This window comes from Halococcus dombrowskii (genome assembly GCF_022870485.1).
GTDB classification, from domain to species: domain Archaea; phylum Halobacteriota; class Halobacteria; order Halobacteriales; family Halococcaceae; genus Halococcus; species Halococcus morrhuae.
Genome location: NZ_CP095005.1, coordinates 1,057,854 through 1,084,230 on the forward strand (window position 1 = coordinate 1,057,854; position 26,377 = coordinate 1,084,230).

The window sequence follows — 26,377 nt, forward strand, 5'->3', positions numbered from 1 at the left end:
TTCGCCGGACAACGATGCCGCCAGGAGTATCCTGATTCTCAGCCACCGAAACCGAGGTATCGACGGACCCAACCGGTGATCCCGAGGTTTCGCTTGGCCATGATGATCGTCCCGTCCGCGCGGCGGGCGACCTCCTCGGGGATCGCACCGAAGACGAGCTGCTGGAGCAAGCTCTCCCGCGTCGCGCCGACGATCGTCAGGTCGTGCCCGCCCGAGCGGTCGACGATCTCCTCGACGACGTCATCGCCATCGAGCAGCTGCGAGGAGATCGAGTCGTGCTCGCCGACCGACTCCGCAGCCTGTGCAAGCAGCTCCTCGGCCTCCGTACGGGCGTCGCTGTCGGCATCGCTCCCGACGACGTAGGCGATTTCGACGTGAGCATCGTTCGCCCGTGCGATCGAACCGGCGACCTCGGCGGCGTACTCCGCGTGAGGGCCACCCGCTGTCGGCACGAGGATCGATTCGACGTCGCCGGGTTCGCCGATGCGCTCGACGAGGACGTCACAGCGAGCGTCCCTGACGACGTCGTCGACGTTGCTGCCGAGCACGATATCCCGGCGACGGCGACCCTGACCGTGCCAACCCATCAGCACGGTATCGCTGTCGTACTGCTCGACGGTGTTGATGATCGCCGTGGCGGGATCGTGACCGAGCCGCACCGTCCCCTGTGTCGGGACGCCACCCTCCTCCCCGATCGCTATCGCTCGCGAGAGCAGCTCGCGGCGTTCGCCGACGTGTTGGCGACCCTCCGCCAGGGGCGTCTGGGGCGCGACGGTGACGACGCTGATGACGTGGATCTCCGCGTCCCGCTCGCGGGCGACGTCCACGGCGGCCCGCATGAGCTGCTCGGCGCTCTCGGGATCGGCGATCGGTACGAGCAGCTGTGAGTCGCGTGATTCGGTCGCTCGCTCGGCGACCACGGTCGGCGTCTCCTCTTCGAGCACCTCTTCTTCGCGCTCGCTCGAATAGCCGAGATAGACGACGACGCCGAGCGCGAACCACAGCACGATCGTCACCAATGCGACGAACCCCTTCGATTCCTCGCCGAAACCGATCGCGAGCCCCTGCGATTCGAGCAAGAACGGCGCGAGGATCAACTGAAACACGATCCCGAGGATCGGAATCACCGGCATGTACGGGATTTTGAACGGCCGTTCGAGATCCGGACGGTTGCGCCGCATGGCGATCGCCGCGACGTTGACCATCGAGAACAGCAGGAGGAACATGACGGCCGAGGAGGAGGCGACGATCTCGATGGGCAGTGCGATCGCCATGATCCCGACGATCGTCGTCGAGGCGATGATCGACAGATAGGGCGAGCGCGTCTCCTCGCTGAGTTCGGAGAGCTCGGTCGGCAGGAGTCGATCCCGACTCATCGAGAAGGCGATCCGGCTGGAGGCGAACAGCGTCGCGTTGAGCGCGCTCACGGTTGCGGCCAGTCCCGCGATGATGAGGAGGAAAAAGCCGAAGGGGACGAACTGCGCCGCCGCACGGATGATGCCCAGCTCGCCGAGATCCCCGAGGAGTTTCCACGTCTCGATCGAGGTCGACGCACCCTCCATCCCGGCGAACTCGAGCAGCCGTGGGGTGACGTCGATGCCGCCGATGGCCGCAAAGGAGACGAACAGATAGATCGGGACGGCGACGAGCAGCGAGTAGAAGATCGCTCGTGGGATGTTGCGCCCCGGGTTCTTGATCTCCTCGCCGGACTGGACGATGATGTCGTAGCCCTCGAAGGCCACGTAGACGAACCCCATCGCGCCGAGGACGCCGGTGACGCCGTTCGGCGCGAACTCGGAAACCGACGTGTAGTTCGCCGCCCAGTCGGCGTGGCCGAGCGTCGCGATCACGCCGAAGATCACGAAGACGGCGAGGATCACGATCTTGATCGAGGTCACGATCACACCGATCGAACCCGTCTCCTCGGCCCCACGGTAGTTGATGTAGCCAAAGAGGATCACGACGAGCGCGGTGATGATCTTCTCCGGCGTCAGAAAGCCAAGGACCGCGAATTCGAGGCCGATATCGGAATATTCGGTGACGAGCGTCACGAAAAAGCTCCCGAACGTCGCCGCGTACAGCGCGCACGTCACCGCCTGCGCGAACCAGTTCGCCCAGCCGGTGTAGAAGCCATACGGGCTCGGCAACGCCTCCCGCACCCAGCTGTACGCACCACCGGCCTCGGGAAACGCCGCCCCGAGTTCGGCGTAGGACGCAGCGGTGAAGGCCGCGATGATCCCGTTGAGCAGGAAGGCGAGCAAAAGCGCGGGCCCGGCGAGTCCGGCCGCGAAGCCCGTCAGCGCGAACACACCGGCACCGATCATGGCACCGATGCCGATCATCGTGACTTCGAGCAGACCGAGATTCCGAGAGAGTTCCGTGCTGACGTCGCCGCTGGCGTCCCCCTCGGTTCCGGACGGTGAATCAGCCATTCGCCGTCTGTACAGAGTCACACCCCCTAAGTCATGCGATCACGATTCCACTGGCGGGGCGAACGATGTGACAGACCCGTTTCGTCGGTCGCTCCGACTGACCGAGACGCCCGGTGGAGATCGATACTGTGCGACAACCGCTACTCGCGGGCTGGCGTGTACGCCTCGTTGTAATCGACGCAGTCGTGGAGGTCGTTCTCGTCGAAGCGCTTGATGTGGCCACCGACGACGTAGAGCGTGCCGTCGACGACGCCGGAGGTCGCCCCGCCGCGGAGATGGGTCGGCTTCGGGAGGTCAGTCTCGAAGCGATCGGCGGCGGGATCGTAGCGGTGGGCGATCGGCTTGTAGCGGTCGATCGTCGATTCACCCTCCCAGAACATGCCGTGGGTGAGGTAGGCCTGGCCGTCGATGACCGGGTTCGAGTGGGTCGCGTAGGTGCCCGACCGTGGCAACGGCTGCGCGCGCTCGAACTCGCCGGCCGCGACATCGTATCTGAAGTTCGAGTCGGTCGGCCCGGTCGTCCCCGACAGCCCGCCGATGGCGTGGAGATACTGGTCGCCATCGACCGAGAACAGCGCGACCGTCGGCCAGCGCTTGGCTTCGGGCATCCGTGCGAGGTCCGCGTCGGCCACCTGCTCCGCCTCGGGATCGAACGTCCAGAGTCGGCTCTCGTCGTAGGTCCCCGGAACGCCCTCGCCGTCGAAGCCGTGGTCGGTCGCCGTTTCGGCGTCGTGATCGCCGGTGCCGCCGCCCACGCAGTAGATCAACCCGTCCTGTGGGTTGTAGAGCCCGCCCATCACCCAGTTCGGATACGGACAGCTGGCCGCGAGCTCCGTCCAGCCGTCGCCGGGCCGGTAGCGGAAGATCGCGTCCGACGGCGGGCCGCCCTCGTAGGGCGCGTCGGTCGGTGCGCCGCCGAAACTGTACAGCGCGTCGTCGGTCGCGACGCCACAGAGCCCCCACAGTTCTCGCGGGAGATCGGGCAGGCGCTCCCACTCTCCCCCCGACCCCGCGCTCGGGTCGTACGCGAAGGTCCGTGCGACTGCTTCGAGCCGAACGCCGGTCTCGATGCCGCCGAAGAAATGGAGTTTGCCGTCGAGCACGCCGCCGCCCGCGTCGCTCCCGACGACCGGCAATGGAGTCCGTTCGGTCCAGCCGGTGTCGAGATCCGCTGCTTCCGCGTCGGTCGTCGACCCCGACGTTCGGTTCGTGCTCGCCGTCGACCCGGTTCGCGTCGTGTTCGTCGTTCGATCGGCCGTCGCACCGGTCGCGGTGCGGTTCGTCGCCTGTCCACTCGTCGTTCGTCCACTTGTCGTCGGCTCGTCCCCTGTCGGCCCATCCGTCATCCGCTCCGACGCGTCGGTTTTCGGTGGTGTCGCCGCCGGTGCGGTCGTGATGATCGACTGTTCCTGTGTCGGGCGGTGCGTTCGGTCGTCGTCCACAGTCGTCTCGGGGGCTGTTTCGGAGCCGTTCTCGGTATCGGAACCGTTCGATCCGCCGTCGAACGCACAGCCGGCGCTCGCCACGAGCGCGCCAGCGCCGAGCGCACGCAGCGCCGCCCGGCGAGAGCGGCGCTGGTCGTCCCGGTCGACCATGCTCAGGCGACGTCCTCGTCCTCTTCGATGAGTTCGGGATCGCTCAGCGCGCTTTCGAGGCTACCGAGCCCGTTGATCCACTCGGCGACGGGACCGTAGCCGACGTCCTCGACGAGTGCCGGATCGATCGTCGCGCCGTCGACGATGCGCGTGCCGGCGCGTGCACAGTGATCGAGTGCGTCGTCGAACTCCTCGTCGGCCTCGGCATCGCTCGCGGCGTCGAGATGCGTTTCGATATCTCCGTCGTCGGGACCCTCGACGACGTACAGCTCGGCGGTGTAGAAGACACAGACGAGTGACGTCTGGACGCCGTCGACCAGCAGCAGCGTCTCCTCGTCCTCGATGTCGACGTCGGCGAGGACGATCTCGCGGGCGTCGGCGAGCTCCTTGAGCGCCATCTCCTCGTTGAGCTCCTCGTCGTCGAAGGCGGTGATGATCTTCGTGACGGCGATGGCGGCGTCCTCCTGGAGGTTCCAGAGCAGTCGGGCGGCGTCCTCGTCGTCGGGATCGAGATCGGTCTCGCGCAGTCGATCGAGCCAGTTCTGCCAACGCTCCTCCGTGTAGAACTCGTCGGGGGGTGTACTGCTGCTCATACCCGCTTCGAGCGCTTTGCTGTTGATAGGCCTTTTCGTTAGCCGAGCGTCTCGATCCCGTACACTCGACGGGGCGTCTCGACGTGGGCGGTTCGCACGGCATCGTCGAACCCCTCGTCGAGCAGCCACCGCACGCGCCGCGGCACCGTCTTCGGCCCCAGCACGGCCCCCGGGCGCTCGGGATCGTCGATGAAATCGGTCTCCATCAGGAAGGGGTCGTCCCGCTCGGCGGCCTCTGCCAACCGATCCTTCTCGCTCATCACGCTCGGCATCGGTCCGGTGAGTCGCCCGCCGGCATAGTGTTTGACGACGCGGTGAGCTGGCAGATCGCGCTCGATGGCCCAGTCGGTGATCTCGGTGAGGTCCTCGCTCGCTTCGGTGTGGAGCTGGACGGCACAGTCGTTCTCAGCCCCGAGCGCGAGCGCGTGTTGCAGGACCCGGTTCGACGCGTCCCAGACGTCCGCCGAAACGTCGTAGTGCGGCCGGCCGGATTTCAGCGCGAGCGCCTCCTCAGAAACGTATTCGGCGGCGATATCGAGCCCGGCTTGCATCAGTTCGCCGGCTTCGTCGGGGGTGAATCCGCGCTCGATGAGGTGACTGACGAGCCCCGGATGCACGCCGAGGACGGGCCACGCACGGCCGTCGAGCAACTCGCTCGCCTCGTCGACGATATCGATGGTGGTCTCGAAGGCCGCTCGAAAGTCCGCGGGTTCCTCGACATCGACCCCAAGTGTCCAGGAGGGTTTGTTGACGACGAGCAGATGCGTCCCGCCCGATCGGGCGAAGTCCTGCACCGCCTCCATCCCTCGTCCGTTCTCGGGGTCGAGATGGAGGTGGTTGTCGAGAACCGGCGTGTCGAACTCCATGTCCACTCTACGCGCGTGCCGCCCCAAAGCGGTTGTTGACATCCTCCCCGCCCTGAAGGGCGGAGATTCCTTCGCTGGGGTCTCGGTCGGGCATTAGCGCCCCACCCCACGAAGGCAATTTTCTCCTACGCTAGGATACTCCGGTTTGTGCGCACTTCTTTGGGACTTTCGTGAGAGTGTGGTATCTCCAACCAGTCGTGGTTGTCCCACTCGAATCGCACGGGCCGTGCCATCGGCCGTGATACCGCTGTTTGGCGTCGCAGGAACGTTTCGCTGGCTACGAGGTCCGCGTGCCCCTCGAAGCCACATTCGCAGGTGAGTGTGTCCTTGTGCCGTGTGGTTCGGTCGGTTGAACCGCACTGCGGACATTCCTGCGAGGTCCACGCTTCAGAACGCACCTCTATCGAGAGACCGTATTCTTCGGCGGTGTGTGCTAGCCGTTCCACGAATCGGCGAAACGCCCAGAAGTTGTGCGTTTTCGCGTTTGCTTCCACCGACCACGACGTTTCGAGCACGTCGGTGAGCGCACCGACGTACACGGTTGCCACGCCGTCGGCGTGCAGCCGTTCGATAAGGCCTCTGGCGAGCGCGTCCATCGCATGGTTTCGGCGGTTCGTTCGCCGCCGGTACAGTCGCCGTATGCGGTGGCTGCTGTACCGTCCGTTGCGAAGTTTTGACTGAAGACGCGCTATCTCTCGCGTGGTCTCGCGGAACCTCGCAAAGAGATCGCGCCCCTCGTAGAGATACTGTTTGCCGGTACTCGTACTCGCCGCCACGATGTTGTTCGCGCCGATGTCCAAAGCAGCCGTTTCGTCGGCTAGTGGTGAATCCTGTCGAGAACCGTCCGTTGTGACAGGTTGAATGGCTTTGAACGAATCGGTGCGGTCGTCGTGGTAGAGTTCGAGACGGCCGTTCTTGCCGGACCACTTCGGTTTGCCCCGTACTTCGAGGCGAAGGCGTTCCTGATACCCGAAACCGTATTCGTCCTTGAGGTCCGAACCGATGGGTATCTCTAGACGCGACCGTTCGCCCGTTTCGAGCGTGTACTGGTCGCACCGACCGTACCATCGCAGGGTACGGCCGTCCTCTTCGTTGCCCCAGTATCCGGGTGGACCGGTCGGTTCGCCGTTCTCTTTTGCCGCGAAGAACGATTTCCACGATTCGTCGCTCTTGCGCTGCATTTCCTTCGCGGCGGCCGAACCGAGTACGCCTTTGTACCGGCCACGGATGCTGGCAACGTCGACGTCCCAAACACTCTCGCCGTCGGCGAGGTTCTGCCGACGAGCGTAGGTGAGTGCGTTCCACAGCGACGCCGAAGCGTCCAACACGCGGTGTAGCAACTCCGCGTCCTCGGATGAACGGGGAGCTACGTCGAAGGTGTTGGAACGCTTCATCGCCGGTTTTAGATGTAGTCAGAACATCCATTAGTGTTGTCTTTGTGGATGTGGGCATGGGGCGCTCCCTACACATCGAAGTGACCGACGAGCAGTACGAGCGACTGAATACAGCAAAGGAGAACCACGGGTTGACGTGGCGCGGGATGCTGATTCTCGCGGCTGAAGAGCTTGAAAACGATTGAGATCCGGCCATGTAGCCGCTAGTGGGCTTACACCCCGCCCTGAAGGGCGAGGGTTCCGCTTGCTAAACCTCATTCGAGCGTTACGTCGTCGTGGGCGGCGTTGCGCAGCGCGTCCGAGCGCCCGTGTTCGCCGGGGGCGATGGCGAACGTCTCGACGCCCCGGCGGGCGGCGTGTTCGAGCACCGGTTTGAAATCCGTATCGCGTGAGGCGATCGTCAGCAGCGAGAGATCGTCGATCGCGGCGGTCGCGTCGACGGCGAGTTTGACGTCGACGTCGCCGCTGGTGATGCAGACCTCGAACCCGCGCGCCTCGGCGGCCTGGATCAGCCCCGGCGTGGCGTGCTCGTCGAGATAGAGCCGAGCAACCGAGAGGCGACCGCGCTCGTCGGCGAGCGCGCGGACGTCGTCGAGATCGACGTCGAACTCGTTTCTGAGGACATTCGGACCGTCGACGAACAGGCCGACCGCTGGCTCGTCGCTCGATCCCGACACCGCCTCACGAAGCCGCTCGCGCATGCACCGACTTCCGTGAGGACGGACAAAGCCGTGGCGGTGTCGGCGTCACGTCACCCATCACAGGCAGGACGGAGACTGAAGTGCGCAACGAACCGGCGGCCACGTATGAGCGAGAACAGCCCCCACGAGCGCGACGTCACGCTCGCGAAGGAGAAAGAAGACCCCGAGGACGACGTGAGCGAGAAAGCAAGACGGAAACGCAAAGAGGAAGCGGAGCAGGCTCGCGAGGAAGCCGCCGAGGGCGAGGTAGACGTCGAGTCCGAAAAGCGCGAGGCGGCCGCCCGCGAGGCCGAAAACCCGGACAACCACCGCGACGAACCGCCGCACAGCAGCTAACGACCCGGCGCGGGCGGCACGGTTGCTACGAGTTTTCTGCAGCGTCACGCAGCGTGACGAGAAGCTCCTCGTGTGCTTCGCCGTTCGAGGCGATCAGTTCGTCGCTGTCGTGCTGCCAGCGCTCGCCCGCGAGATCGGTCACCGTCCCGCCGGCACACCGGATCATGTGCACGCCCGCGACCGTATCCCAGGGGCTCAGGCGCGCGGTGGCGACGGCGGCGTCGAGCGAGCCGCCGGCGACCGCCGCGAGCGTCGCCTGTGAGCAACCGAACCGACGGACGTCGCCGAAGCGCTCGGCGAGCGCACCCACCGTGGCTCCGAACTCGCCGCCGAGGAGAATCGGCGTGATCACGAACGTCTCCGGATCCTCGCGCGCGCTCACGCGTATCGGCTCGCCGTTGAGCGTCGCCTCATCCTCGTCGGCGAGATAGTTGTCGCCGAGAACGGGCAATATCGTGGCCGCGGCGACCGTCTGTCCGTCCTCGACGGCGGCGACGACCGTCCCCCAGATGCCGAGCCCGCGCACGAAGTTGTTCGTCCCGTCGATGGGATCGACGATCCAGGCCGCGCCCGATTCGGGCACGGTCTTTCTGGTGTCCGCCTCCTCGCCGACGATGGCGTCGTCGGGGAACGCCTCGTGGATGCACTCGATCGTGCGGCGCTGGGCGGCACGATCGGTCTCGGTGACGAGATCGGTCTTGGTCGACTTGGTCTCGACGGCGAGTTCGCCGCGGAACGATTCGAGCGCGACGCTCGCGCCGACGTCGGCCGCTCGTGCTGCGCGCTCGGCCCGGGTCTCTGTCATGACGAACGCGACGACGCCGGGGTGTAAAAATCGGTCGCCGGAAGCAAGCCATTAGACCCCGCGGCGTGAGGTGGCGGTATGGCGCTTCGTACACCACCACTGGGTGCGGCCCACGAGAGCCGCGGCGCGAAAACGACGGCGTTCGGCGGCTGGGAGATGCCCGTCGAGTTCGACTCGATCCGTACCGAACACGAGAGCGTTCGCGAGGGAGTCGGCAAGTTCGACGTCTCGCACATGGGCGAGATCGTCGTCTCCGGCCCCGACGCCGACGAACTGATGAACCGACTCACCAGCAACGACGTGCGAACGGTCGACGCCGGCACGGCCCAGTACGCGGCGATCACCGATGCCGACGGGGTGATCCTCGACGACACGATGCTGTATCGACTGCCCGAGAGCCACAGTGATGAATTCCTGTTCGTTCCGAATGCGGGCAACGACGTCACGATGGAGGAGCGCTGGGAGTCCCACCGCGACGAGTGGGACCTCGACGCCACGGTCGAGAACCGCACCGAGGAGTACGCGATGATCGCGGTTCAAGGGCCCGACTCGGCCGACCTCGTCGCCGAGGCGACCGGCGACGATGCGCTCGCGGAGCTCCCGACGTTCGCGGCGACCGATGCGACGATCGCCGGGAGCGAAGGGTTGCTCGCGCGCACGGGCTACACCGGCGAGGACGGCTTCGAGGTGATCTTCCCGTCGGCGGACGCCGAGGCGGTCTGGGAGGCGTTCGACTGCCAGCCCTGCGGGCTCGGCGCTCGCGACACGCTGCGCATGGAGGCCGGCCTCCTGCTCGCCGGCCAGGACTTCGATAGCGAGGAGAACCCCCGGAATCCCTACGAGGCGGGCATCAGTTTCGCGGTCGACACCGATACCGAGTTCGTCGGCCGGGACGCGCTCGCCGCGGTCGAGGAGTCGGGGCCCGACGAGCGGCTCGCGGGCTTCGAACTCGACGAGCGCGCGGTGCCCCGCCACGGCTACGATATTCAGAACGGCGACGGGGAGACGATCGGCACGGTGACGAGCGGAACGATGGCCCCCACCCTCGGGGTGCCGATTGGGCTCGGTTACGTGCCCGCCGATCACGCCGATCCAGGAACCGAGGTCGGCATCGTCGTCCGCGGCGAGGCGAAAGATGCACATATCACGGCGCTCCCGTTCTACGAACGATGAGCTTCGACGTTCCCGACGACCGCGGCTACATGGAGAGTCACGAATGGGCCAGCGAGGACGGCGGCACCGCACGGGTGGGGATCTCCGACTTCGCCCAGGACGAGCTCGGCGACATCGTCTTCGTTGAGTTCCCCGACGAAGGCGAGGAGATCGCCCACGACGAACAGCTGGGCGTCGTCGAGTCGATCAAGGCCGTCTCGGATCTCTACTCGCCGGTGACGGGCACCGTGACGGCGACGAACGACGAGCTGCTCGACGCGCCGGAACTGCTCAACGACGATCCCTACGGTGAGGGCTGGCTCGTCGAGGTCGATCTCGCCGACGAGAGCGGTCTCGACGAACTGCTGAGCGCGGACGAATACCGCGACCAGATCGAGTAACGCGTCACCGAGACCGACGGTCTGATATGGACTGCGACCCGACGCCCGGTATCGAATGTCCCCACTTGTCACGGGAGGGCGGCGATGAGCGATACCGGCCGTGGAAGCCCGTTCGCGCCACATACCGACGCCGAGACGGCGGCGATGCTGGACGCGATCGGCGTCGAGAGTCAGGAAGCGCTGTTCGACATTCCGGAAGACGTTCGCTTCGACGGTGAGTTCGGTATCGCACCGCGCAGCGAGCGCGAGATCCGCCACGAGATACAGCTCCACCTCGACCGCGACGACGATCTCACGGCGTTTCTCGGCCGCGGTCATTACGACCACTACGTGCCGTCGATGGTCGACCACCTTGCGGACAGGTCGGAGTTCCTCTCCTCGTACACGCAGTACCAGCCCGAGGTCGCACAGGGGTTCCTCCAGGCGCTGTTCGAGTATCAGTCGATGTTGGTCGAGCTCACGGGATTGGAGATCGCGAACTGCTCGATGTACGACGGTGCGAGCGCGCTCGGCGAGGCCGCGACGCTCGCGCTCCGAGCACGCTCGATCGACGGAACGCGGGTGCTGATTCCCGAACTGCTCGCCGATGGGCGGCGCGCGGTGCTCGAGAACTATCTCGCCGGCACCGACGCGACGATCGAGCGCTACCCGATGGCCGACGGCAACGCCGACCGCGACGCGCTCGCCGACGCGCTCGACGACGACTGTGCGATGGTGTACGCCGAAAATCCCACTGTGAGAGGTACCATCGAGGAAGGCCTGAGCGAGATCGGCGAACTCGCCGACGAGCACGGCGCGCTGTTCTGTCTCGGCACGGACGGGGTTGCGCTGTCGCTGCTCGAAAAACCCGCAAGCGTCGGGGCCGACGTGGTGGTCGGCGACGCGGCGCTCGGGCTCGGCGCGAGCGGCGGGCTCGGACTCGGCCTGTTCGCGACACACGAGGATTTCCTTCGGCAGGTGCCGGGACGACTGGTCGGTGTGGGCGAGGACAGCGACGAGAACCGGGCGTACACGCTCACCCTCCAGACCAGGGAACAGCACATCCGCCGCGAGCGCGCGACGTCCAACATCTGTACGAACCAGGCGTGGGTCGCACTTAGAGCCGCGATGCACGCCGCGTGGCTCGGTGCCGATGGACTCGTCGGGCTCGCCGAGGACTGCGTGACGAACGCACGCGATCTCGCCGACCGGCTCGACGACATCGACGGCGTCGAGGCACCGGCCCACGACCGTCACCACTTCCGGGAGTTCACCGTCCGGACCGACCGATCGGCCGCCGATATGCGCGAGGAGCTCGAAGACGAAGGGTTCGCGGTGCACGCCATCGACGACCAGCTCCTCCAGATCTGTGTCACCGAGACGAACGCCGGACAGATCGAGGATCTCGCCGCGGCCGTCGAGGTGGTCGCATGAGATACGATCAGGCCACGTGGACGCGCGAGGACGGCGACGAGAACGCGGGCAGCTACGAACCGCTGCTCGCCGAGAAGCGCTCGACGGAGGTCACGGTCGACGAGTCGCCGCTGCCCGACGACCTCACTCGTGAGTCGGTCGAACTACCGGACCCCTCGGAGCCGGAGCTCGCCCGCCACTACACGCGCCTCTCGCAGATGAACTACGGCGTGGAGAGCGGGCCGTTCCCGCTTGGCAGCTGTACGATGAAGTACAACCCGAAGTTCACCGAGGACGTGGCGGCGCTGCCGGGAGCCGGAACCCATCCCGCGCGCTCGGCGGCGAGCACGCAGGGGACGCTCGAACTCCGCCATCACCTCCAGACGTATCTCGCGCGCATCGGCGGCATGCACAGTGTGACGCTCCAGCCGCCCGCCGGGGCCGCCGGCGAGTTCACGGGCATCCTGGTCGCGAAGGCCTACCACGAGGAGCATGGCAACGATCGCAACGAGATTATCGTCCCCGAGAGCGCTCACGGCACGAACTTCGCCAGCGCGGCGCTCGCGGGCTACGAGGTCGTCTCGCTGCCGAGCGCCGAGGACGGACGGGTCGACGTCGACGCGCTCGAAGCGGCGGTGAGCGACGACACGGCAGCGCTGATGCTCACCAATCCCAACACCCTGGGTCTGTTCGAGCGCGACATCGAGGAGATCGCCGAGATCGTCCACGGGGCGGGCGGGCTGCTCTACTACGACGGCGCGAACCTCAACGCGCTGCTCGGGCGCGTGCGACCGGGCGACATGGGCTTCGACGTGATGCACTACAACGTCCACAAGACGTTCGCGACGCCCCACGGCGGTGGCGGCCCCGGAGCCGGGCCGGTCGGCGTCGTCGAGGAGCTCGCGCCCTACCTCCCGTCACCACAGATCGAGGAGCGCGACGGCGAGTACGAACGGGTCGAGCCGGAGCACACGATCGGCAAGGTCCACGGGTTCGCGGGCAACTGGCTCGTGCTGCTCAAGACCTATGCCTACATCGCCAGACTCGGCGACAGCGGGCTCACGGACACGAGCGCGAAAGCCGTGCTGAACGCGAACTACCTCGCCAGTCAGATAGAGTACGAGATCCCATTCTCACCCTTCCACCACGAGTTCGTCGCGAGTGCCGACCGCGACGCAGCCGACGTCGCGAAACGGATGCTCGACTACGGCGTCCATCCGCCGACGACGAAGTGGCCCGAGATCGTCGACGAAGCGCTGATGACCGAGCCGACTGAGGCCGAGACCCAAGCGGCGCTCGACCAACTCGCGCGCGCGTTCAACCACGCAGCCGACGATGGCGACGAGGCGCTCGAAACCGCGCCCGAACGGACCGCAGCAGGTCGCATCGATCAGGCCGACGCCGCACGGAACCCGCGGCTGTCCTGGCAGGCGCTCGACGACTGATTCACAACGCAGCCTCTGTTATCGCGCTGTGTTGCTAAGGTTTAGTAGTGCAGCCGACGAGGGTTGACACATGACCGTCGTCAGCGTTTCGATGCCCGAGGAGTTACTGAACCGGATCGACGAGTTCGCCGACGATCACGGCTACACCGGGCGCAGCGAGGTGGTTCGTGACGCCGCACGCGACCTCCTCGGCGAGTTCGAGGACGCCCGGCTGGAGGATCGCGAACTCATGGGCGTCGTCACGGTGTTGTTCAACTACGAGACCACGAGCGTCGAGGAGCGGTTGATGGGGCTGCGCCACGAACACGAGGGGCTCGTCGCCGCGAACTTCCACAGCCACGTCGGCAACCGCTACTGCATGGAGCTGTTCATCCTCGATGGCTCGCTGGAGGCGATTTCGGCGTTCGTCGGACAGATCCGCGCGACGAAGAACACCCTCACCGTCGACTATTCGGTGATGCCGGTCGACGATTTCGCCGGCCCGCTCGCCGACAGCGGATAGAACGGTCGGGGTTCGTCCGACGGAAGGATATCTTCGGTGATAGCTAGATAGATTTATGTGCTCGTATCACAAAGGGATACTGCATGGCAGCGTGTCCACTCTGTGGCGCGGGCGTCTCGGAGGAACGACCCCGCCACTGCGTGACCCTCGAAATCGAGGACACGACACGGTCGACGAAGCAGTTCATGGGCGACGAAGCCGAGATCAAGCGCTACTGCGTCGATCGACAGGTCTGTCCCGACTGTTGGGACGATCTGCGTACGAAACTCTCGTAAGCGTTCTTTGCCGCGTCGATCAGCACCCCTGACAGCCGCACGAGCGATGACTGTGCTGTTCGTCCTCGCTACGACCTGCATTGGTAACTGGTAACAACGCAAATACGCCATCCCCTCAAAGCCGTTGCCACGACTGCTCACCGGTACTATCGGCCGAATCGGAAAACATAATTGTATTTAGTATATGGGAGCAGAAATAATATTTTTATTATTCTTGTAGGATACATTCGGAAATATTCATATCCGGGGCATGTATGGGTGAGAATGTCATGTCCGATGACCAACTCCGAACGTACCTGTACCGTCATCCGAAAACGCTCGCCGCGCTGTTCAGTCTGACCGTGCTGCTGTCACAGATGGGAGCCGTGGCGGCCAATCACACCGGAATAGTTGGCCCCTAACTCATACGGATTCGCTATCAACACTCCGGCTCCAGTTCAGTTTCTCCCGCACTATCACGGGAATGTCCTCAAGCGACAGAAATTCGAGGAGTTCCTCTTCCGTAACATCGAAAGATTCCACGTCACCCGACGAAATATAATGATCCGTGTTATCTCCGATCTCCGGCCGGACAACGGTTCCAATGCCGTCCCAGGATGTGGGAAACGTCTTGTATGTTGCCCGAAATGAGTTGTCACTGCGCTCGATTTCACAGAGATTGGGTTGTAGATGAGCAGCCTGCGCGATCGCTATCTCGCCATCCCCCACGACCAGATATTCATCACCCATAATACTCTCACTACGTGCGATTTCGAGTGCAGAGCCCAGTGGAAACCCAGCATTGAGCAGACGTGCAAGCGCTCGACCCATCTTGGCACCCTCGCTGTTGAGAATATCTGAAATCGTGACGATTCCACCGATGGCACCGGCTTCGATCAGCGCCATCCCCTGCCGATACGACTGGCAGGCGTTGAGCAGGAAGGCGTCGACACCAACGGAATCGAGTTGTCGGGCGTCGAGACGGCCGTCCGCGCACGCGAACCCCTCGTCGTCGACGTGGCCGATGTAGTGGAGGAAGTCCGTCCGGGCGGCGAGTACGTCCGCCAACTCGTCGGTGGTGAGATCGTGGGCGACAGTCACGTCGAAGGGGAGATCGGCCCGCTCGCCGTAACTCGCCTCGACGACGCGCTCGTCATCCATCGCCGCGTCGTTGCAGACGACCGTGATCTCGATGTCACCCTCCGCCGGCGTCCGCTCCAGCCGGTTCCGATAGGCCGCGAGCGACGCCTTGCTCGCCCCCAGCGGCGTTCCCTCGCCGATCCACGTTTGCTCCAGCGAATCGACCGGCTCGGGCCGCACGAACGGCTCTTGGATATCGATGGCGGCCGGTCCGTCGACGAACCGACCGCCCTCGTTGGTCGCTCTCTCGACAGCGGACGCCATCTCCCCCGGGCTGGTCGCCGGATTCACCGACCGAACGACGGCGAGATCGGCGACGACGAACGGCAGGTGCTCGATGCTCGCTGGCGTCGCCGCGACGTTCGCGGTGAGCTTCCAGGTCGGCAGGTGCTCGGCGATCGTCCGGTAGGGGATCGAGAGATACGTTTCGAGCTGGGCCGCCAGCGGTTGCTCGTAGAGTGTCGGGAAATCGAGTCCCAGCTCGCCCTCCAGCACCCGTCGCTCGTGAAGATCGACCGGATACAGCCCCTCGGTCCGGGTGAGACAGTCCAAAAAGAAGGTCTGCTTGAGCGTCCGCGCGACCGTTTGCTCGAACCCCTGCGAACCGGCGAGCGACTGCTCGAACCCGCGATCGGTCCGCAGCAGTGGGTCCGCACCCGACTCGACGGTCGCACCAAGATAGTACGCGAGCGGCGCAATCGCGTAGATCGATTCGTATTCGGGAGGGACCTCGATGGTCACGCCGGTGTCGGGCGGTTCGAGTCCCGCTAGATCCAGGGAATCACCGAGTTCGACCGTCGGCGGATGGCCCCGCAGGGTCGGATACGATCGCTCGGGCGTCGTCGTCTTCAGGGCCGACCCGAACGTCGAAATCGCCTCCATCATCGCCTCGGGGTCGGCCGGCGTTTGCACCGTCGTCGCCGGTCGCTCGTGGTGCGAGCGCGCGCCGATCAGCACCTCGCGCTCGCCCTCGAACTCGATCGCCATTCCCTTCGCGTCGGCAGTAATGCCGAGCGCGGCTTCCACGCGGAAATACAGCTTTACCGGTGCGCTCACTTCGACGATATACTCGCCAGCGGGGAGCTGTTCTTCCGCGTGATGTTCGGCACGGGCGACCACTACGCCCGACTCATCGCGGACGTGTACCGACACCACGCTCGGCAGCGTGATCTTGTCAGTCCGGACCGACACCGCGCTCTCGACGGGAAACAGGAATCGTGATGGCTCGACTGCCGTCGGCCGCGTTGCACCCGTCGCCAGTTCGTATCGATGGCGCTCGACTGGATCCACGACCGCCAGCCCACCCTCCGTTTGCTCGAACATGGGCTGTGTCATCGGCACGCAGCCGTTCGGTTCGTCATCTCATCGACCCATCCAGTTGGCTATGATGAGTCGTCGCGACAGCAAAAGCGTATGGGCGTCGATCGAACTACGCCGATGCGCTGGAGTCGACGTCCTCGCCGATGGTGACGAACCCGTAGTCACAGTCGGGACAGCGCCACTTCGTCTTCTCGCCGAGATGCATCATCGTGCTCGCCGCGCGGTAGAACACCTGTTGATCGTCACACACCGGACAGTGCTGTTCGCGTTCGAGGCTCATATCGTCGGATAACGGTCGGCGGCCCTCAATCTACTGGTTTCGCGATCCGACCCTATTCGAGCGACATCGCTCGGTTCTGGAAACTCCCACCACAGGAACACGCACCCGGATGCGTCGTTCGCTCGACGATCTTCCCACACTGGAGGCACTCGTATGTCGACTCGCGTGCGGACTCCTCGACGACATCGTACATACACAGCCATAGACAGTCAGTATTAATAATACTTATGCAGCTATGTTATATAACCACTATGCCCTATGCGGACGCGATGGGCGTCCGTATGTATGCCACAGACCGGACGCCCCCGGCGAGTGGCCGATGGGGTTACTCGTTCTCACCGACGGTCATGCCCGGGTGGAGCCGTGCGAGATCGGGGTGTTCGCCCAGTGGGATCGCGGCGTCGCGGTAGTCGTCGTAGACCGCCTCGGCCCACTCGCGGGCGGCGGGCGCGTCGGTATCGGCATACGTTCGCAGCAGCCCGGTGTCGTCGTCGTAGCTGCCGACACCGACGCGCTCGGCACAGAGCGTCAACCCGAAGGGGAGCTCGTCGTGGACCAGGATCGAGAAGTTGCCGCTCGCGAACGTCCGCTCGGCGCGGTCGGGGTTCGTTTCGAGCAGCTCCGCGACGACGCTCGTCGGGAAGACGACCTCGGTCACCATCCCGCCGACGATGCGCTCGTGGAGAGCGTCGATATGCAGCGGGTTGATGATCGCCGGATCGAGCCCACGGAGTTCGTCGGTCGCGTCGACGAGCGTCATGAACCGCTCGACCGGCCGGTACGGGTTGCCGGGCGCGGCAGTCGTCACGGTCGCGTCGGCGAACGCCGCCATATCGAAGGCGACGTCGTGGGCGTTGGCGGCGGCCAGCACCGGCGCGAGCTCCCACGCCGTCTCGACGGTCGCCGTGAACGACGCGACCTCGCGGGCGCACGCCCGCCCCAGCGGCGTGAGCACGAACGCACCCGCCTCGCGCTCGATGAGCCCGTGCTCGCGGAGCGAGCGCGTGAGGCGATGAACCGTCGACTTCGAGACGTCGAGCTCCGCTTCGAGGTCGCGCCGGTCCATCGATTCAGCGTCTTGCAACGCCGCGAGCACCGGCGCACGCCTGATCAGTTCGACGAGGCGCTCGGTGTTCATCGTTCGTGTGCTATTGTTCAACATCGGTAATAAACGTATCTCCGAAAGTGGGTCGATCGACTCGACCTCATTGGAGCGCAGACGTGAGAGCGAAATTTGGCGTGCGCCAAACGAAGGGCTATGATTGCCATCGCCGGACGGACAAGCAAGATGCGACGTATTGATCGAACGGGTCGAAACGGGATCGATCGCGACGAACGGGGAACCGATGAGTAACGAACAGCAGAGCGGCGGCACGGTGGGTGGCGAATCGAGCGCAACGAGGGCGGTGGCCAGCTACTGGACGGAGCTCCCGCACGACTGGCAGGCGGTGGTGCTCGGCGCGCTCGTCCTGGTGATCGTCGCCGCCGGCGTGCAGATCCCGTGGTGAACGTCCGCGAGTCGGTGCTACCGGGCATCGGCGTGCTCGTCGTCATCGGGCTGGCCGCGCGGGCGCTCGCGACGGTCGTCCCGACGAGCCACCTGATCCTCGCCATCGTCATCGGGCTGGTCGTCGGCAACCTCTACGGCGTGCCCGACTGGGCGAGCGCCGGCGTCGGAACGAACAAGCTCTGGCTCGAAGGCGGGATCGTCCTGATGGGCGCGAGCGTCGCCCTCGATCGCGTCGTCGACGCCGGCCCGACGATTCTCCTCCTCGTGATCGCCACGGTGATGACGACCATCCTCACCGTCGAGGCGCTCGCACGCGGCGCGTTCGGCATCCGCGAACAGATCGGCTCGCTGCTCGCCGCCGGGTCGAGCATCTGTGGCGTCTCGGCGGTCGTCGCGACGGCCGGTAGCATCGAGGCCGACGAGGACCAGATCGCCTACGCGGCCGCCACAGTATTGTTGTTCGACGCCGTGACGCTGCTGGCCTATCCGGCGCTCGGCCACCTCTTCGGGCTCTCGGACAAGGTCTTCGGTGTCTGGGCAGGACTGACGATGTTCAGTACCGGTCCTGTGACCGCCGCCGGGTTCGCCTTCTCGCAGGCAGCCGGCCAGTGGGCGCTGCTGGTCAAGCTCACGCGCAACGCGCTCATCGGCCTCGCGGCCATCGCCTACGCGCTCTACTACATCCGCCGCTCGGGCGGGGAGCGCGAGGACGCCGTTCCCGGTGGCGTGGGCTATCTCTGGCACTCGTTCCCCAAGTTCGTGCTCGGTTTTCTGGGACTGATGCTGGTCGCGAACACCGGCGTGCTCGGCGGGGCCCAGCTCGCCTCGCTCGAACACGCCGCCGACTGGCTGTTCCTGTTCGCCTTCGCCGGCCTCGGGCTCGACATCCGCCTCGACGAACTCCGCTCGACGGGGGTCAAGCCGGTCCTCGTCGTGCTCGTGAGCCTCATCTGCGTGAGCACGGTCTGTCTGGTCGTCCTCACGACGCTGTTTTAGACGGCTGCCGAAACGGCATGTTCTTTTCGCGCGCGCCGAACGGTGGGATGGATGCGGGAGTTCACGTTCACCATCGAGTACGAGCGCGGGACCGACCCCATCATGGACGCCTTCATCGACGATCCCGACGCGGTGGCGCGCTCGCTCGACGGTTTCGTGACCGAGGAGCGGTTCTGGCGCATCGAGCGCATCGCCGGCTCGCCGGCGACGCTCGACCGCATCGAGGCGATCCGCTTCGACGACGACACCTGCGGGGAGTCGCTCACCGAACGCGATTGTGATGCGACACGCTATCACGACGTGCTCGAACGCGGCGAGGACCGACTCGTCATCTACACCTATCTCGACGGGATCAGCGCCTGCGAATCCGTCCACACTCTCTCGGGAAAACATCTCCCGCCCGGACTCGTTTTCGAAACCCTCCGAAGCGAAAACCGTCACTCCTGGCGCGTGCTGATGCGCTCGGACGCGAAGGTGGGTGTACTCTACGACGAGATCGCCGCCCGCTTGCGCGAGGGGCTCTCCTTTCGGATGGGGCATCTCCGCGACGCCGACGGCTGGCAGCGCGACTCGCTGGCGTCGGTCTCGGTGGCGGCCGAACAGCGCGCGGCGCTCCAGGCGGCCGTCGAGGATGGTTACTACGAGACGCCCCGAGAGACGACGCTCGACGAGCTCGCCGACGCGCTTGACATCCCCCGCTCGACGCTCTCCTACCGGCTCCGGCAGGCCGAGAGCCAGCTCGCGCGTCGCTACGTCGCCGACGACGAGCGCGATCGCTGGCTCCGATAGCCTCGTTTCCAGGATGTCACCCGGAAGCGATCGGCACGTCATCGGTAGCCGACAGCACGGGTTTAATAGCCATTGCGACCTAGCGGACGGTAAGCGATGACCGACCACGCGACGGACGTGCTCGTTCCGCCGGAGTGGGTCGAGGCGCGCCTCGACGAGTTCGTGGCCGACGACCCTGCCGCCCGCCTGCTCGAAGTCGACCTCGATCCGAGCAGCTACGAGACGGGCCACATCCCGGGGGCGACGAAGCTCGACTGGAAGGAGGACCTCCAGGACTCGACGGCGTTCGACATCCCGTCGGTCGCCGACTTCGAGGCACTGCTCGCCGAGATCGGCATTACCCCTGACTCGACCGTCGTCGTCTATGGCGACATGATGAACTGGTTCGCCGGCTACGGCTACTGGCTGCTCAGCTACTACGGCCACGCCGACGTCCGCCTGCTCGACGGCGGGCGCGACGGCTGGCTCGCCGCGGACTACGAGCTCACCGACGAGATACCCGAATTCAGCCCGCAGTCGTACGCCGGCGCGAGCCCGAACGAAGCGATTCGAGTTGACCGCACGGAGGTCGAGACGGCGATGGAACGCGGCACGTCGCTGGTCGACGTCAGAACCCCCGAGGAGTACCGCGGCGAGGTGCTCGCACCGCCGGGCTGGAACGAGGGCGTCCAGCGCGGCGGCCACATCCCCGGCGCGGTGAACGTTCCCTGGAGCCAGGTCGTCGACGCCGACGGCCGTTTCAAATCCGAAGAAACCATCCGCGGGATCTATCGCGAGGCGGGCATCGACGAGGAGGTGGTCGTCTACTGTCGCATCGGCGAGCGCTCGGCGCTGACCTGGTTCGTCCTCCACGAACTGCTCGGCTACGAGAGCGTGCGCAACTACTACGGCTCGTGGGTCGAGTGGGGCAACACCGTCGGCGCGCCGATCGAGCGCGGCCGGCGGGCGGGCATCCGCGGCGAGTAGCTCACTCACTCTCTCCCGACACGACGACGGCACGCAGGGAATCGTGCTGCGGGATCGTGCTCATCGGTAGCGCAGGCCGCCGAACACGACGATATCCAACGTCTTTTGTCCGTCCTCGTGGAAGCTCTCGGCGAATGCAACGAACGAATCGGCGGCGGTTCCTCGCCGGCATCGCCACGACCGGTACCGTGCTCGCGGCGGGCTGTAGCAGCAGCGGTTCCGCCGGTGACGGCGGCGATGGCAGCAACGGGACGGCGAGCGGGGGGAGCGGTGACGAAACCGCGACCGGTGGGAACGCCACGAGCGAGAGCGGCGGATCGACGAGCGGTACGAGCGGCAACAGTAGCGCGAGCGGTGGCGAGACGACCACGGTAGCGTCCGGCCCGGACGGACGGCTCGTCTTCGACCCGGAAGCGGTCGAAGTATCGGTCGGCGACACGGTGGCGTGGGAGTTCGAGAGCGCCGGCCACAACGTCAGCGGAGTGCCGGAGGACAACGAAGAGGTGAGCATTCCGGATGGGGCGGAGCCGTTCTCGTCGTACGACGGCGACCCCTACGCCGTGGTCGAGGAGGGCAAAACCTACGAACACACCTTCGAGACGGCCGGCGAGTACACCTACGTCTGCATCCCACACGTGAGTTCGGGGATGGTCGGCACGGTCACGGTCTCGGAGTGAGGCTCGGCGAACCGACGCTGAAAGGGAAATCCACTTACTCGCCGCTACGAACTGTCGGTATGGTCAGAGGGCGATCCCCGTGCGCGTGATCATCGTCGGGGCCGGACAGGTCGGCTCCTCGATCGCCGAGAGCCTCGACGACGACCACGAGGTCGTCGTGATCGACACCGACGATAGCCGCGTCGAATCGCTCACCTACTCGCTCGACGTGCTCGCCATCGAGGGCGACGGCACGTCGCTCGCGACGCTGCGGGAGGCCAACGTCGGCGCGGCCGACCTGTTCATCGCGAGCACCGACGACGACGAGACGAACATCGTCACCTGCGCGACGGCCAAAACCGCCAGCGACGCGTTCACCATCGCCCGCGTCAGATCGACGAACTACCTCCAGACGTGGGAGGAGTCCGGCGGTGCCTTCGGCGTCGACTTCATGGTCTCGACGAACCTGCTGGCCGCCGAGACCATCACCCGCATCATCGGGCTGCCGGCCGCCCAGAACGTCGACGTCTTCGCCGAGGGGAGCGTCCTGTTGGCGGAGTTCTGTATTCCCACGAACAGCCCGATCGCGGGCCAGACGGTCGCCGAGGCCGACGACCAGTTCAACGAGCTCACCGTCGCGGCCGTGCTCCACGAGGACGGATTGATCGTCCCCGACGGCGAGACGAAACTGGCGACCGGCGACGAGATCGTCGTCATCGGCAGCGCCGAGAGCACGCGCGCGTTCGCCGCCGATCTCGCGACCGACCGCGACGAGAACCGTGACGTCGTCATCATCGGTGGCAGCGAGATCGCCGTCCAGACGGCCGAACTGCTCGAAGATCGGGGGCTGCAGCCGCGCCTCATCGAAAACGACCCCGACCGTGCTCGCGAGCTCGCCGAACGCCTCCCGCAGACGACGGTGATGTCGAGCGATGCGACCGACCGGGAGTTCCTCACGCGCGAACACGTCGGCGACGCGGACGTGGCGATCGCCGCGCTCGGCTCCGACGAGAAGAACCTGCTCGCCTCGCTGCTCGCCGATCGCGTCGGCGTCGATCGGACGATCGCCGTCGTCGAAAGCGGCGAATACACCGATCTGTTCGAGGCGGTCGGCGTCGACGCAGCTATCAACCCGCGCGATGCGACCGCCGAGGAGATCATCCGGTTCACGCTCGACGGCCGCATGGAGAACGTCGCCATCATCGACCACGACCGCGCCGAAGTGCTCGAGATCCAGATCGACGACGACAGCGCGCTCGCCGGGCGGCCGATCACCGACGCCACCGACGATCTCCCGGCCCGCGTGACGATCGGCGCGATCACGCGTGACGGCGAGTTCATCACGCCTCGGGGCGATACGGTCGTCGAAGTCGGCGACCACGTCGTCGTCTTCGTCGAAACCGAGGCCGTCGACGCGGTCGCGAGCCGGCTTTGATGGCGGTTCGGGTCGACGTCCGCACGAGCGCGAGCCTTCTCGGCACCGTGCTCCAGGCGCTTGCCGTCCCGCTCGCCGTGCTCGTCGGCGTGGCCGCCCTCTACGGCGACTCGCTGCTCCCGTTCGTCGTGCCGACGCTGCTTTCGCTCGCGGTCGGCACCGGTCTGCAACGCTTCGAACGCTCGGCTCCCGGCCCGCGCGAGGCATTCTTGCTGGTCGCGCTCGCCTGGCTCGCGGTCGCTCTCGTCGGCACCGTTCCCTTCGTTCTCACCGGTGCGGGAGTGTTCGCCAGCCCGGTGAACGCCCTCTTCGAGTCGATGAGCGGCATCACGACCACCGGCGCGACCGTCATCACCGATTTCGGCCTGCACTCGCGATCGATACTGCTCTGGCGCAGCGTCCTCCAGTGGCTCGGCGGTCTCGGCATCCTGGTGCTCGCCGTCGGGCTGCTCTCGGAGCTGTCGGTCAGCGGCGCACAGCTGATGGAGACCGAAACCCAGACCCAGGACGTCACCAAGCTCGCGCCGAAGATCGCCGAGACCGCACGCCTGCTCGGCGGCATCTACACCGGACTCACGGGACTGATGGTCGTCGTCCTGCTCGTGCTGGCGTTCGGCGGCCTCGCACCGGCGCTGTCGCTGTACGACGCGGTCGCACACGCACTCACCGCCGTCTCGACGGCCGGCTTCTCGCCGGAGGCCGCGAGCATCGGCGCGTTCTCGCCGGCCGTCCAGTGGGCGACGATCCCCTTCATGTTCGTCGGCGCGACCAACTTCGTCCTGCTCTACTATCTCCTGCAGGGCGATCCGAGCCGCCTGCGAGCGAGCGAGGAGTTCCGGTTCTATCTCGCGATCGTCCTCGGCGCGACCGCGCTGGTGGCCATCTCGCTGTTCGTCAACGATCGCTTCGGGACCGTCGAGACGACGCTGCGCCACGCGCTCTTTCAGGTGGTCTCGATCGTCACGACGACGGGCTATGCGACGGTCGATTTCGACCTGTGGTCGCCGCTGTCGCGCCACGTCCTCTTCGTCGGGATGTTCGTCGGCGGGATGGCCGGCTCGACGACCTGCTCGATCAAGACCGTGCGCTGGCTGGTCGTCCTGAAGGCGTTCCGACGCGATCTCTTCACCGCCATCCATCCGGAGGCGATCCGACCGGTACGGCTGACCGGATCGCCGGTCGAGGAGAGCACCATCCGCGATATCTACACCTACACGCTCGTGAGCGTCGTGATCTTTTCGCTGCTGACGGTGTTCATCGTCGTCGATACCACGTGGTCCGCCGTCGCTCTCAGCGAGTTCGAGGCGATGGGTGCGGCAGCCTCGACGTTTCTCAACATCGGCCCGGCCTTCGGCTTCGCCGGCCCCTACGGTAGCTACGCGGGCTTTCCCGTCGCGACGAAGCTCGTCATGACGATACTGATGTGGATCGGGCGCATCGAGATCGTCCCCGTGCTCGTGCTCTTTACGCGCGCGTTCTGGCGATCGTAGAGCGATAGATTGATCCCGGCGACAGCCGCCAACGCGAACGTGGCTTCGAAGTGGTCGTCGAGTCGGCTGCGCGTCGATTGGCGGACGAGTATCGGTCTCGTCGGCACGGTCGTGAAATATCTCTCGGCGACCCTGCTCGTCCCGCTCGCGGTGGCGCTTTTCTACGGCCGTGACGTGCTGACGTTCGCCATCGCGTTCCTCATCACCGTGATCGTCGGACTGGCGCTCGAACGCGTCGAACCCGATCCCGATCTCGGCACGCGCGAGGGGTTCCTGATGGTCGCGCTCACCTGGCTCGTCGTCGCGCTCGTCGGCACCGTCCCCTATCTCCTCGCGGGGATGGGCACCGGATCGACGCTCGCCCACCCGATCAACGCCCTCTTCGAGTCGATGAGTGGGTTCACGACGACCGGCGCGACGATGATGGGCGAGATCTCGTTCGCCCAGCACTCACACGCCCTCCTGCTCTGGCGACAGCTCACCCAGTGGCTCGGCGGCATGGGGATCGTCGTGCTCGCGGTCGCGATCCTCCCCGAACTCTCGGTCGGTGGCGCACAGCTGATGGACGCCGAAGCGCCCGGCCCGGGCATCGAGAAGCTCACCCCACGCATCGCCGAGACCGCGCGCGTTCTCTGGCTGGTCTATCTCGGCTTCACCGTCCTCGAAATGGTGCTGCTCTACGGGCTCCATCTCGGCGGTCTCGCGCCGAACATGGAGCTGTACAACGCCGTCTCGCACGCGCTGACGACGCTTCCCACGGGCGGGTTCTCGCCGGAAGCCCGCTCGATCGAAGCGTTCTCGGCGGCCGTCCAGTGGCTCATCATCCCGTTCATGATCGCCGCCGGTGCCAACTTCGCGCTGTTCTGGCACGCGCTCACCGGCAACCCGGAGAAACTGACACAGGACACCGAGTTCCGGTCGTACGTCGGCATCATCGGGGTGCTGACCGCCGTCATCGCGGGCCTCCTCTTCACCGGTGCCGGCATCGAAACCGTCACCGACGCCGTTCCGCCCATCATCGGACAGGTCGAGGACGCGCTGCGTCACGCCCTGTTCAACATCGTCTCCATCATCACGACCACCGGCTTCGCCAACATGGACTTCACCACGTGGAGCGCACCCGCGAAGACGATCCTCCTCTTCGCGATGTTCATCGGCGGCTCGGCCGGCTCGACCGGCAGTGCGGTCAAGATCATCCGCTGGGTGGTCATCGTCAAATCCCTCCGGCGCGAACTCTTCACGACCGTCCACCCCGAAGCGGTGTCGCCCGTCCGACTCGCCGGCCGCGTCATCGACGAGCGCGCCATCCGCGGCATCTACGCCTTCACGCTACTCTACGTCGCCCTCTTCGCCCTCGCCAGTCTCCTGATCGTCATCGACTCCTGGCGCGTCGGCTACACCATCTCCACACTCGAAGCCACGAGCGCCATCGCCTCGACCCTCGGCAACGTCGGCCCCGGCTTCGGCGCTGTCGGCCCGATGAACAACTACCTCGCCTTCCCGGCCACCTCGAAACTGCTCATGACCTTCCTGATGTGGATCGGCCGGCTCGAAATCCTGCCCGTGCTCGTGCTGCTCACACCGTCCTACTGGCGCACCTGAAAGCCCTCGGCGCGCCTTCGCGGCGCGCCTCGCCCTTTTCATGTCCACCAGGCCGCAACCGCAACGCATTGCGCGTGCCGGGCGCGTGGCCCGGCCCGCGCTGAGTCCGCTATCTGCCGCTTCTGCACCGCAGGCCTACTTTTCCCGTCGGAGCGCGCCCGGCTGACGCCGGACGCGCTCCAGCCGACAGCTCCACAACCACACAGCACCGCCTCCGCCGAAGCCCTCGCGCTCCCTCCGGTCGCGCTCGCCCTTCATCCACCAGGGACCGCCAGCCGCACCGCGGCTGCTGCACCGCGCGAATCGCAGAAAATCAGCCGACTGT

Annotated in this window: 28 protein-coding genes; 17 read left to right on the forward strand and 11 right to left on the reverse strand. The window is 65.8% G+C overall.

The window, feature by feature from the left end; genetic code table 11:
• Window positions 1-38 precede the first annotated feature (38 nt).
• The 5 genes from MUK72_RS05730 to MUK72_RS05750 all read right to left on the reverse strand — a co-directional run bounded on the left by MUK72_RS05730 (window position 39) and on the right by MUK72_RS05750 (window position 6,880).
• Window positions 39-2,432 carry an amino acid permease gene (locus tag MUK72_RS05730; RefSeq protein WP_342346233.1) on the reverse strand — a complete coding sequence of 798 codons (2,394 nt, stop codon included), beginning with the start codon at window positions 2,430-2,432 and terminating at the stop codon, window positions 39-41.
• 140 nt (window positions 2,433-2,572) lie between these two features.
• Window positions 2,573-4,027: a Kelch repeat-containing protein gene (locus MUK72_RS05735; RefSeq protein WP_244704715.1), complete on the reverse strand. Its 1,455-nt coding sequence runs from the start codon at window positions 4,025-4,027 to the stop codon at window positions 2,573-2,575.
• 2 nt (window positions 4,028-4,029) lie between these two features.
• Window positions 4,030-4,620 carry a DUF2150 family protein gene (locus tag MUK72_RS05740; protein WP_244704717.1) on the reverse strand — a complete coding sequence of 197 codons (591 nt, stop codon included), beginning with the start codon at window positions 4,618-4,620 and terminating at the stop codon, window positions 4,030-4,032.
• 38 nt (window positions 4,621-4,658) lie between these two features.
• Complete coding sequence (locus tag MUK72_RS05745; RefSeq protein WP_244704719.1) at window positions 4,659-5,486, reverse strand: TatD family hydrolase; 828 nt, start codon at window positions 5,484-5,486, stop codon at window positions 4,659-4,661.
• A gap of 125 nt (window positions 5,487-5,611) precedes the next feature.
• Window positions 5,612-6,880 carry an RNA-guided endonuclease InsQ/TnpB family protein gene (locus MUK72_RS05750; protein WP_244704721.1) on the reverse strand — a complete coding sequence of 423 codons (1,269 nt, stop codon included), beginning with the start codon at window positions 6,878-6,880 and terminating at the stop codon, window positions 5,612-5,614.
• Window positions 6,881-6,936: 56 nt separating this feature from the next.
• Between MUK72_RS05750 and MUK72_RS20180 the strand changes: the two genes are divergently transcribed.
• Window positions 6,937-7,065, forward strand: coding sequence for a hypothetical protein (locus MUK72_RS20180; protein WP_275039136.1), 129 nt, complete (start codon window positions 6,937-6,939; stop codon window positions 7,063-7,065).
• Window positions 7,066-7,134: 69 nt separating this feature from the next.
• Here the strand turns inward: MUK72_RS20180 and MUK72_RS05755 are convergent, their stop codons facing one another.
• Complete coding sequence (locus tag MUK72_RS05755; protein WP_004055864.1) at window positions 7,135-7,581, reverse strand: NYN domain-containing protein; 447 nt, start codon at window positions 7,579-7,581, stop codon at window positions 7,135-7,137.
• A 105-nt stretch (window positions 7,582-7,686) separates the two neighbouring features.
• On the opposite strand from MUK72_RS05755, the gene MUK72_RS05760 reads away from it, so the two are divergent.
• Window positions 7,687-7,917 (forward strand): hypothetical protein, encoded by a 231-nt coding sequence (locus MUK72_RS05760; protein WP_244704723.1) that lies wholly within the window; start codon window positions 7,687-7,689, stop codon window positions 7,915-7,917.
• 25 nt (window positions 7,918-7,942) lie between these two features.
• Here MUK72_RS05760 and MUK72_RS05765 read toward each other — a convergent pair whose 3' ends face one another.
• Window positions 7,943-8,722: an inositol monophosphatase family protein gene (locus tag MUK72_RS05765; protein WP_244704725.1), complete on the reverse strand. Its 780-nt coding sequence runs from the start codon at window positions 8,720-8,722 to the stop codon at window positions 7,943-7,945.
• Between the two features lie 78 nt (window positions 8,723-8,800).
• Here MUK72_RS05765 and gcvT point away from each other — a divergent pair, with 78 nt between their 5' ends.
• The 7 genes from gcvT (at window position 8,801) to MUK72_RS20185 (ending at window position 14,290) form a co-directional block, all read left to right on the forward strand.
• Window positions 8,801-9,895, forward strand: coding sequence for a glycine cleavage system aminomethyltransferase GcvT (gene gcvT, locus MUK72_RS05770; protein ID WP_244704727.1), 1,095 nt, complete (start codon window positions 8,801-8,803; stop codon window positions 9,893-9,895).
• Window positions 9,892-10,275 (forward strand): glycine cleavage system protein GcvH, encoded by a 384-nt coding sequence (gene gcvH, locus MUK72_RS05775; protein ID WP_244704729.1) that lies wholly within the window; start codon window positions 9,892-9,894, stop codon window positions 10,273-10,275. The genes gcvT and gcvH overlap by 4 nt, the downstream gene beginning before the upstream one ends.
• A gap of 84 nt (window positions 10,276-10,359) precedes the next feature.
• Window positions 10,360-11,688, forward strand: a complete 1,329-nt coding sequence (gene gcvPA, locus MUK72_RS05780) for an aminomethyl-transferring glycine dehydrogenase subunit GcvPA (RefSeq protein ID WP_244704731.1) — start codon at window positions 10,360-10,362, stop codon at window positions 11,686-11,688.
• Window positions 11,685-13,112 (forward strand): aminomethyl-transferring glycine dehydrogenase subunit GcvPB, encoded by a 1,428-nt coding sequence (gcvPB, locus tag MUK72_RS05785; protein ID WP_244704732.1) that lies wholly within the window; start codon window positions 11,685-11,687, stop codon window positions 13,110-13,112. The genes gcvPA and gcvPB overlap by 4 nt, the downstream gene beginning before the upstream one ends.
• Window positions 13,113-13,182: 70 nt before the next feature.
• Entirely contained in the window at window positions 13,183-13,614 is a 432-nt protein-coding gene (locus tag MUK72_RS05790; RefSeq protein ID WP_244704734.1) for a CopG family ribbon-helix-helix protein, read from the forward strand.
• Between the two features lie 83 nt (window positions 13,615-13,697).
• Window positions 13,698-13,889, forward strand: a complete 192-nt coding sequence (locus MUK72_RS05795) for a hypothetical protein (protein ID WP_244704736.1) — start codon at window positions 13,698-13,700, stop codon at window positions 13,887-13,889.
• A 269-nt stretch (window positions 13,890-14,158) separates the two neighbouring features.
• A complete protein-coding gene (locus MUK72_RS20185; protein ID WP_280518316.1) occupies window positions 14,159-14,290 on the forward strand; it encodes a DUF7503 family protein in 132 nt (43 codons plus the stop codon).
• A 1-nt stretch (window position 14,291) separates the two neighbouring features.
• Here the strand turns inward: MUK72_RS20185 and MUK72_RS05800 are convergent, their stop codons facing one another.
• The 4 genes from MUK72_RS05800 to MUK72_RS05815 form a co-directional block, all read right to left on the reverse strand.
• On the reverse strand, window positions 14,292-16,331 hold the full coding sequence (locus MUK72_RS05800) for a hypothetical protein (RefSeq protein ID WP_244704738.1): 2,040 nt from the start codon (window positions 16,329-16,331) through the stop codon (window positions 14,292-14,294).
• A gap of 106 nt (window positions 16,332-16,437) precedes the next feature.
• Window positions 16,438-16,608, reverse strand: a complete 171-nt coding sequence (locus MUK72_RS05805) for a DUF7838 family putative zinc beta-ribbon protein (protein WP_244704740.1) — start codon at window positions 16,606-16,608, stop codon at window positions 16,438-16,440.
• A gap of 52 nt (window positions 16,609-16,660) precedes the next feature.
• On the reverse strand, window positions 16,661-16,801 hold the full coding sequence (locus MUK72_RS05810; RefSeq protein ID WP_004055875.1) for a rubrerythrin-like domain-containing protein: 141 nt from the start codon (window positions 16,799-16,801) through the stop codon (window positions 16,661-16,663).
• A gap of 132 nt (window positions 16,802-16,933) precedes the next feature.
• Window positions 16,934-17,746, reverse strand: coding sequence for a helix-turn-helix transcriptional regulator (locus MUK72_RS05815; RefSeq protein WP_244704742.1), 813 nt, complete (start codon window positions 17,744-17,746; stop codon window positions 16,934-16,936).
• 208 nt (window positions 17,747-17,954) lie between these two features.
• Here MUK72_RS05815 and MUK72_RS05820 point away from each other — a divergent pair, with 208 nt between their 5' ends.
• From MUK72_RS05820 to MUK72_RS05855, 8 genes are all read left to right on the forward strand, one after another.
• Complete coding sequence (locus MUK72_RS05820) at window positions 17,955-18,116, forward strand: hypothetical protein (protein WP_244704744.1); 162 nt, start codon at window positions 17,955-17,957, stop codon at window positions 18,114-18,116.
• Window positions 18,110-19,114 (forward strand): YeiH family protein, encoded by a 1,005-nt coding sequence (locus MUK72_RS05825; RefSeq protein ID WP_244704746.1) that lies wholly within the window; start codon window positions 18,110-18,112, stop codon window positions 19,112-19,114. Before MUK72_RS05820 ends, MUK72_RS05825 begins: the two co-directional genes overlap by 7 nt.
• Before the next feature lie 51 nt (window positions 19,115-19,165).
• Window positions 19,166-19,903: a helix-turn-helix domain-containing protein gene (locus tag MUK72_RS05830; protein WP_244704748.1), complete on the forward strand. Its 738-nt coding sequence runs from the start codon at window positions 19,166-19,168 to the stop codon at window positions 19,901-19,903.
• 96 nt (window positions 19,904-19,999) lie between these two features.
• A complete protein-coding gene (locus tag MUK72_RS05835) occupies window positions 20,000-20,869 on the forward strand; it encodes a sulfurtransferase (protein WP_244704750.1) in 870 nt (289 codons plus the stop codon).
• 134 nt (window positions 20,870-21,003) lie between these two features.
• Window positions 21,004-21,546, forward strand: coding sequence for a plastocyanin/azurin family copper-binding protein (locus MUK72_RS05840; RefSeq protein WP_244704752.1), 543 nt, complete (start codon window positions 21,004-21,006; stop codon window positions 21,544-21,546).
• Between the two features lie 79 nt (window positions 21,547-21,625).
• The gene (gene trkA, locus MUK72_RS05845) at window positions 21,626-22,960 is read left to right on the forward strand and encodes a Trk system potassium transporter TrkA (RefSeq protein ID WP_244704754.1); all 1,335 of its coding nucleotides are present in this window, start codon (window positions 21,626-21,628) and stop codon (window positions 22,958-22,960) included.
• Window positions 22,960-24,450: a TrkH family potassium uptake protein gene (locus MUK72_RS05850; RefSeq protein ID WP_244704756.1), complete on the forward strand. Its 1,491-nt coding sequence runs from the start codon at window positions 22,960-22,962 to the stop codon at window positions 24,448-24,450. The genes trkA and MUK72_RS05850 overlap by 1 nt, the downstream gene beginning before the upstream one ends.
• A gap of 39 nt (window positions 24,451-24,489) precedes the next feature.
• A complete protein-coding gene (locus MUK72_RS05855; RefSeq protein ID WP_244704758.1) occupies window positions 24,490-26,052 on the forward strand; it encodes a TrkH family potassium uptake protein in 1,563 nt (520 codons plus the stop codon).
• Window positions 26,053-26,377: the final 325 nt, after the last annotated feature.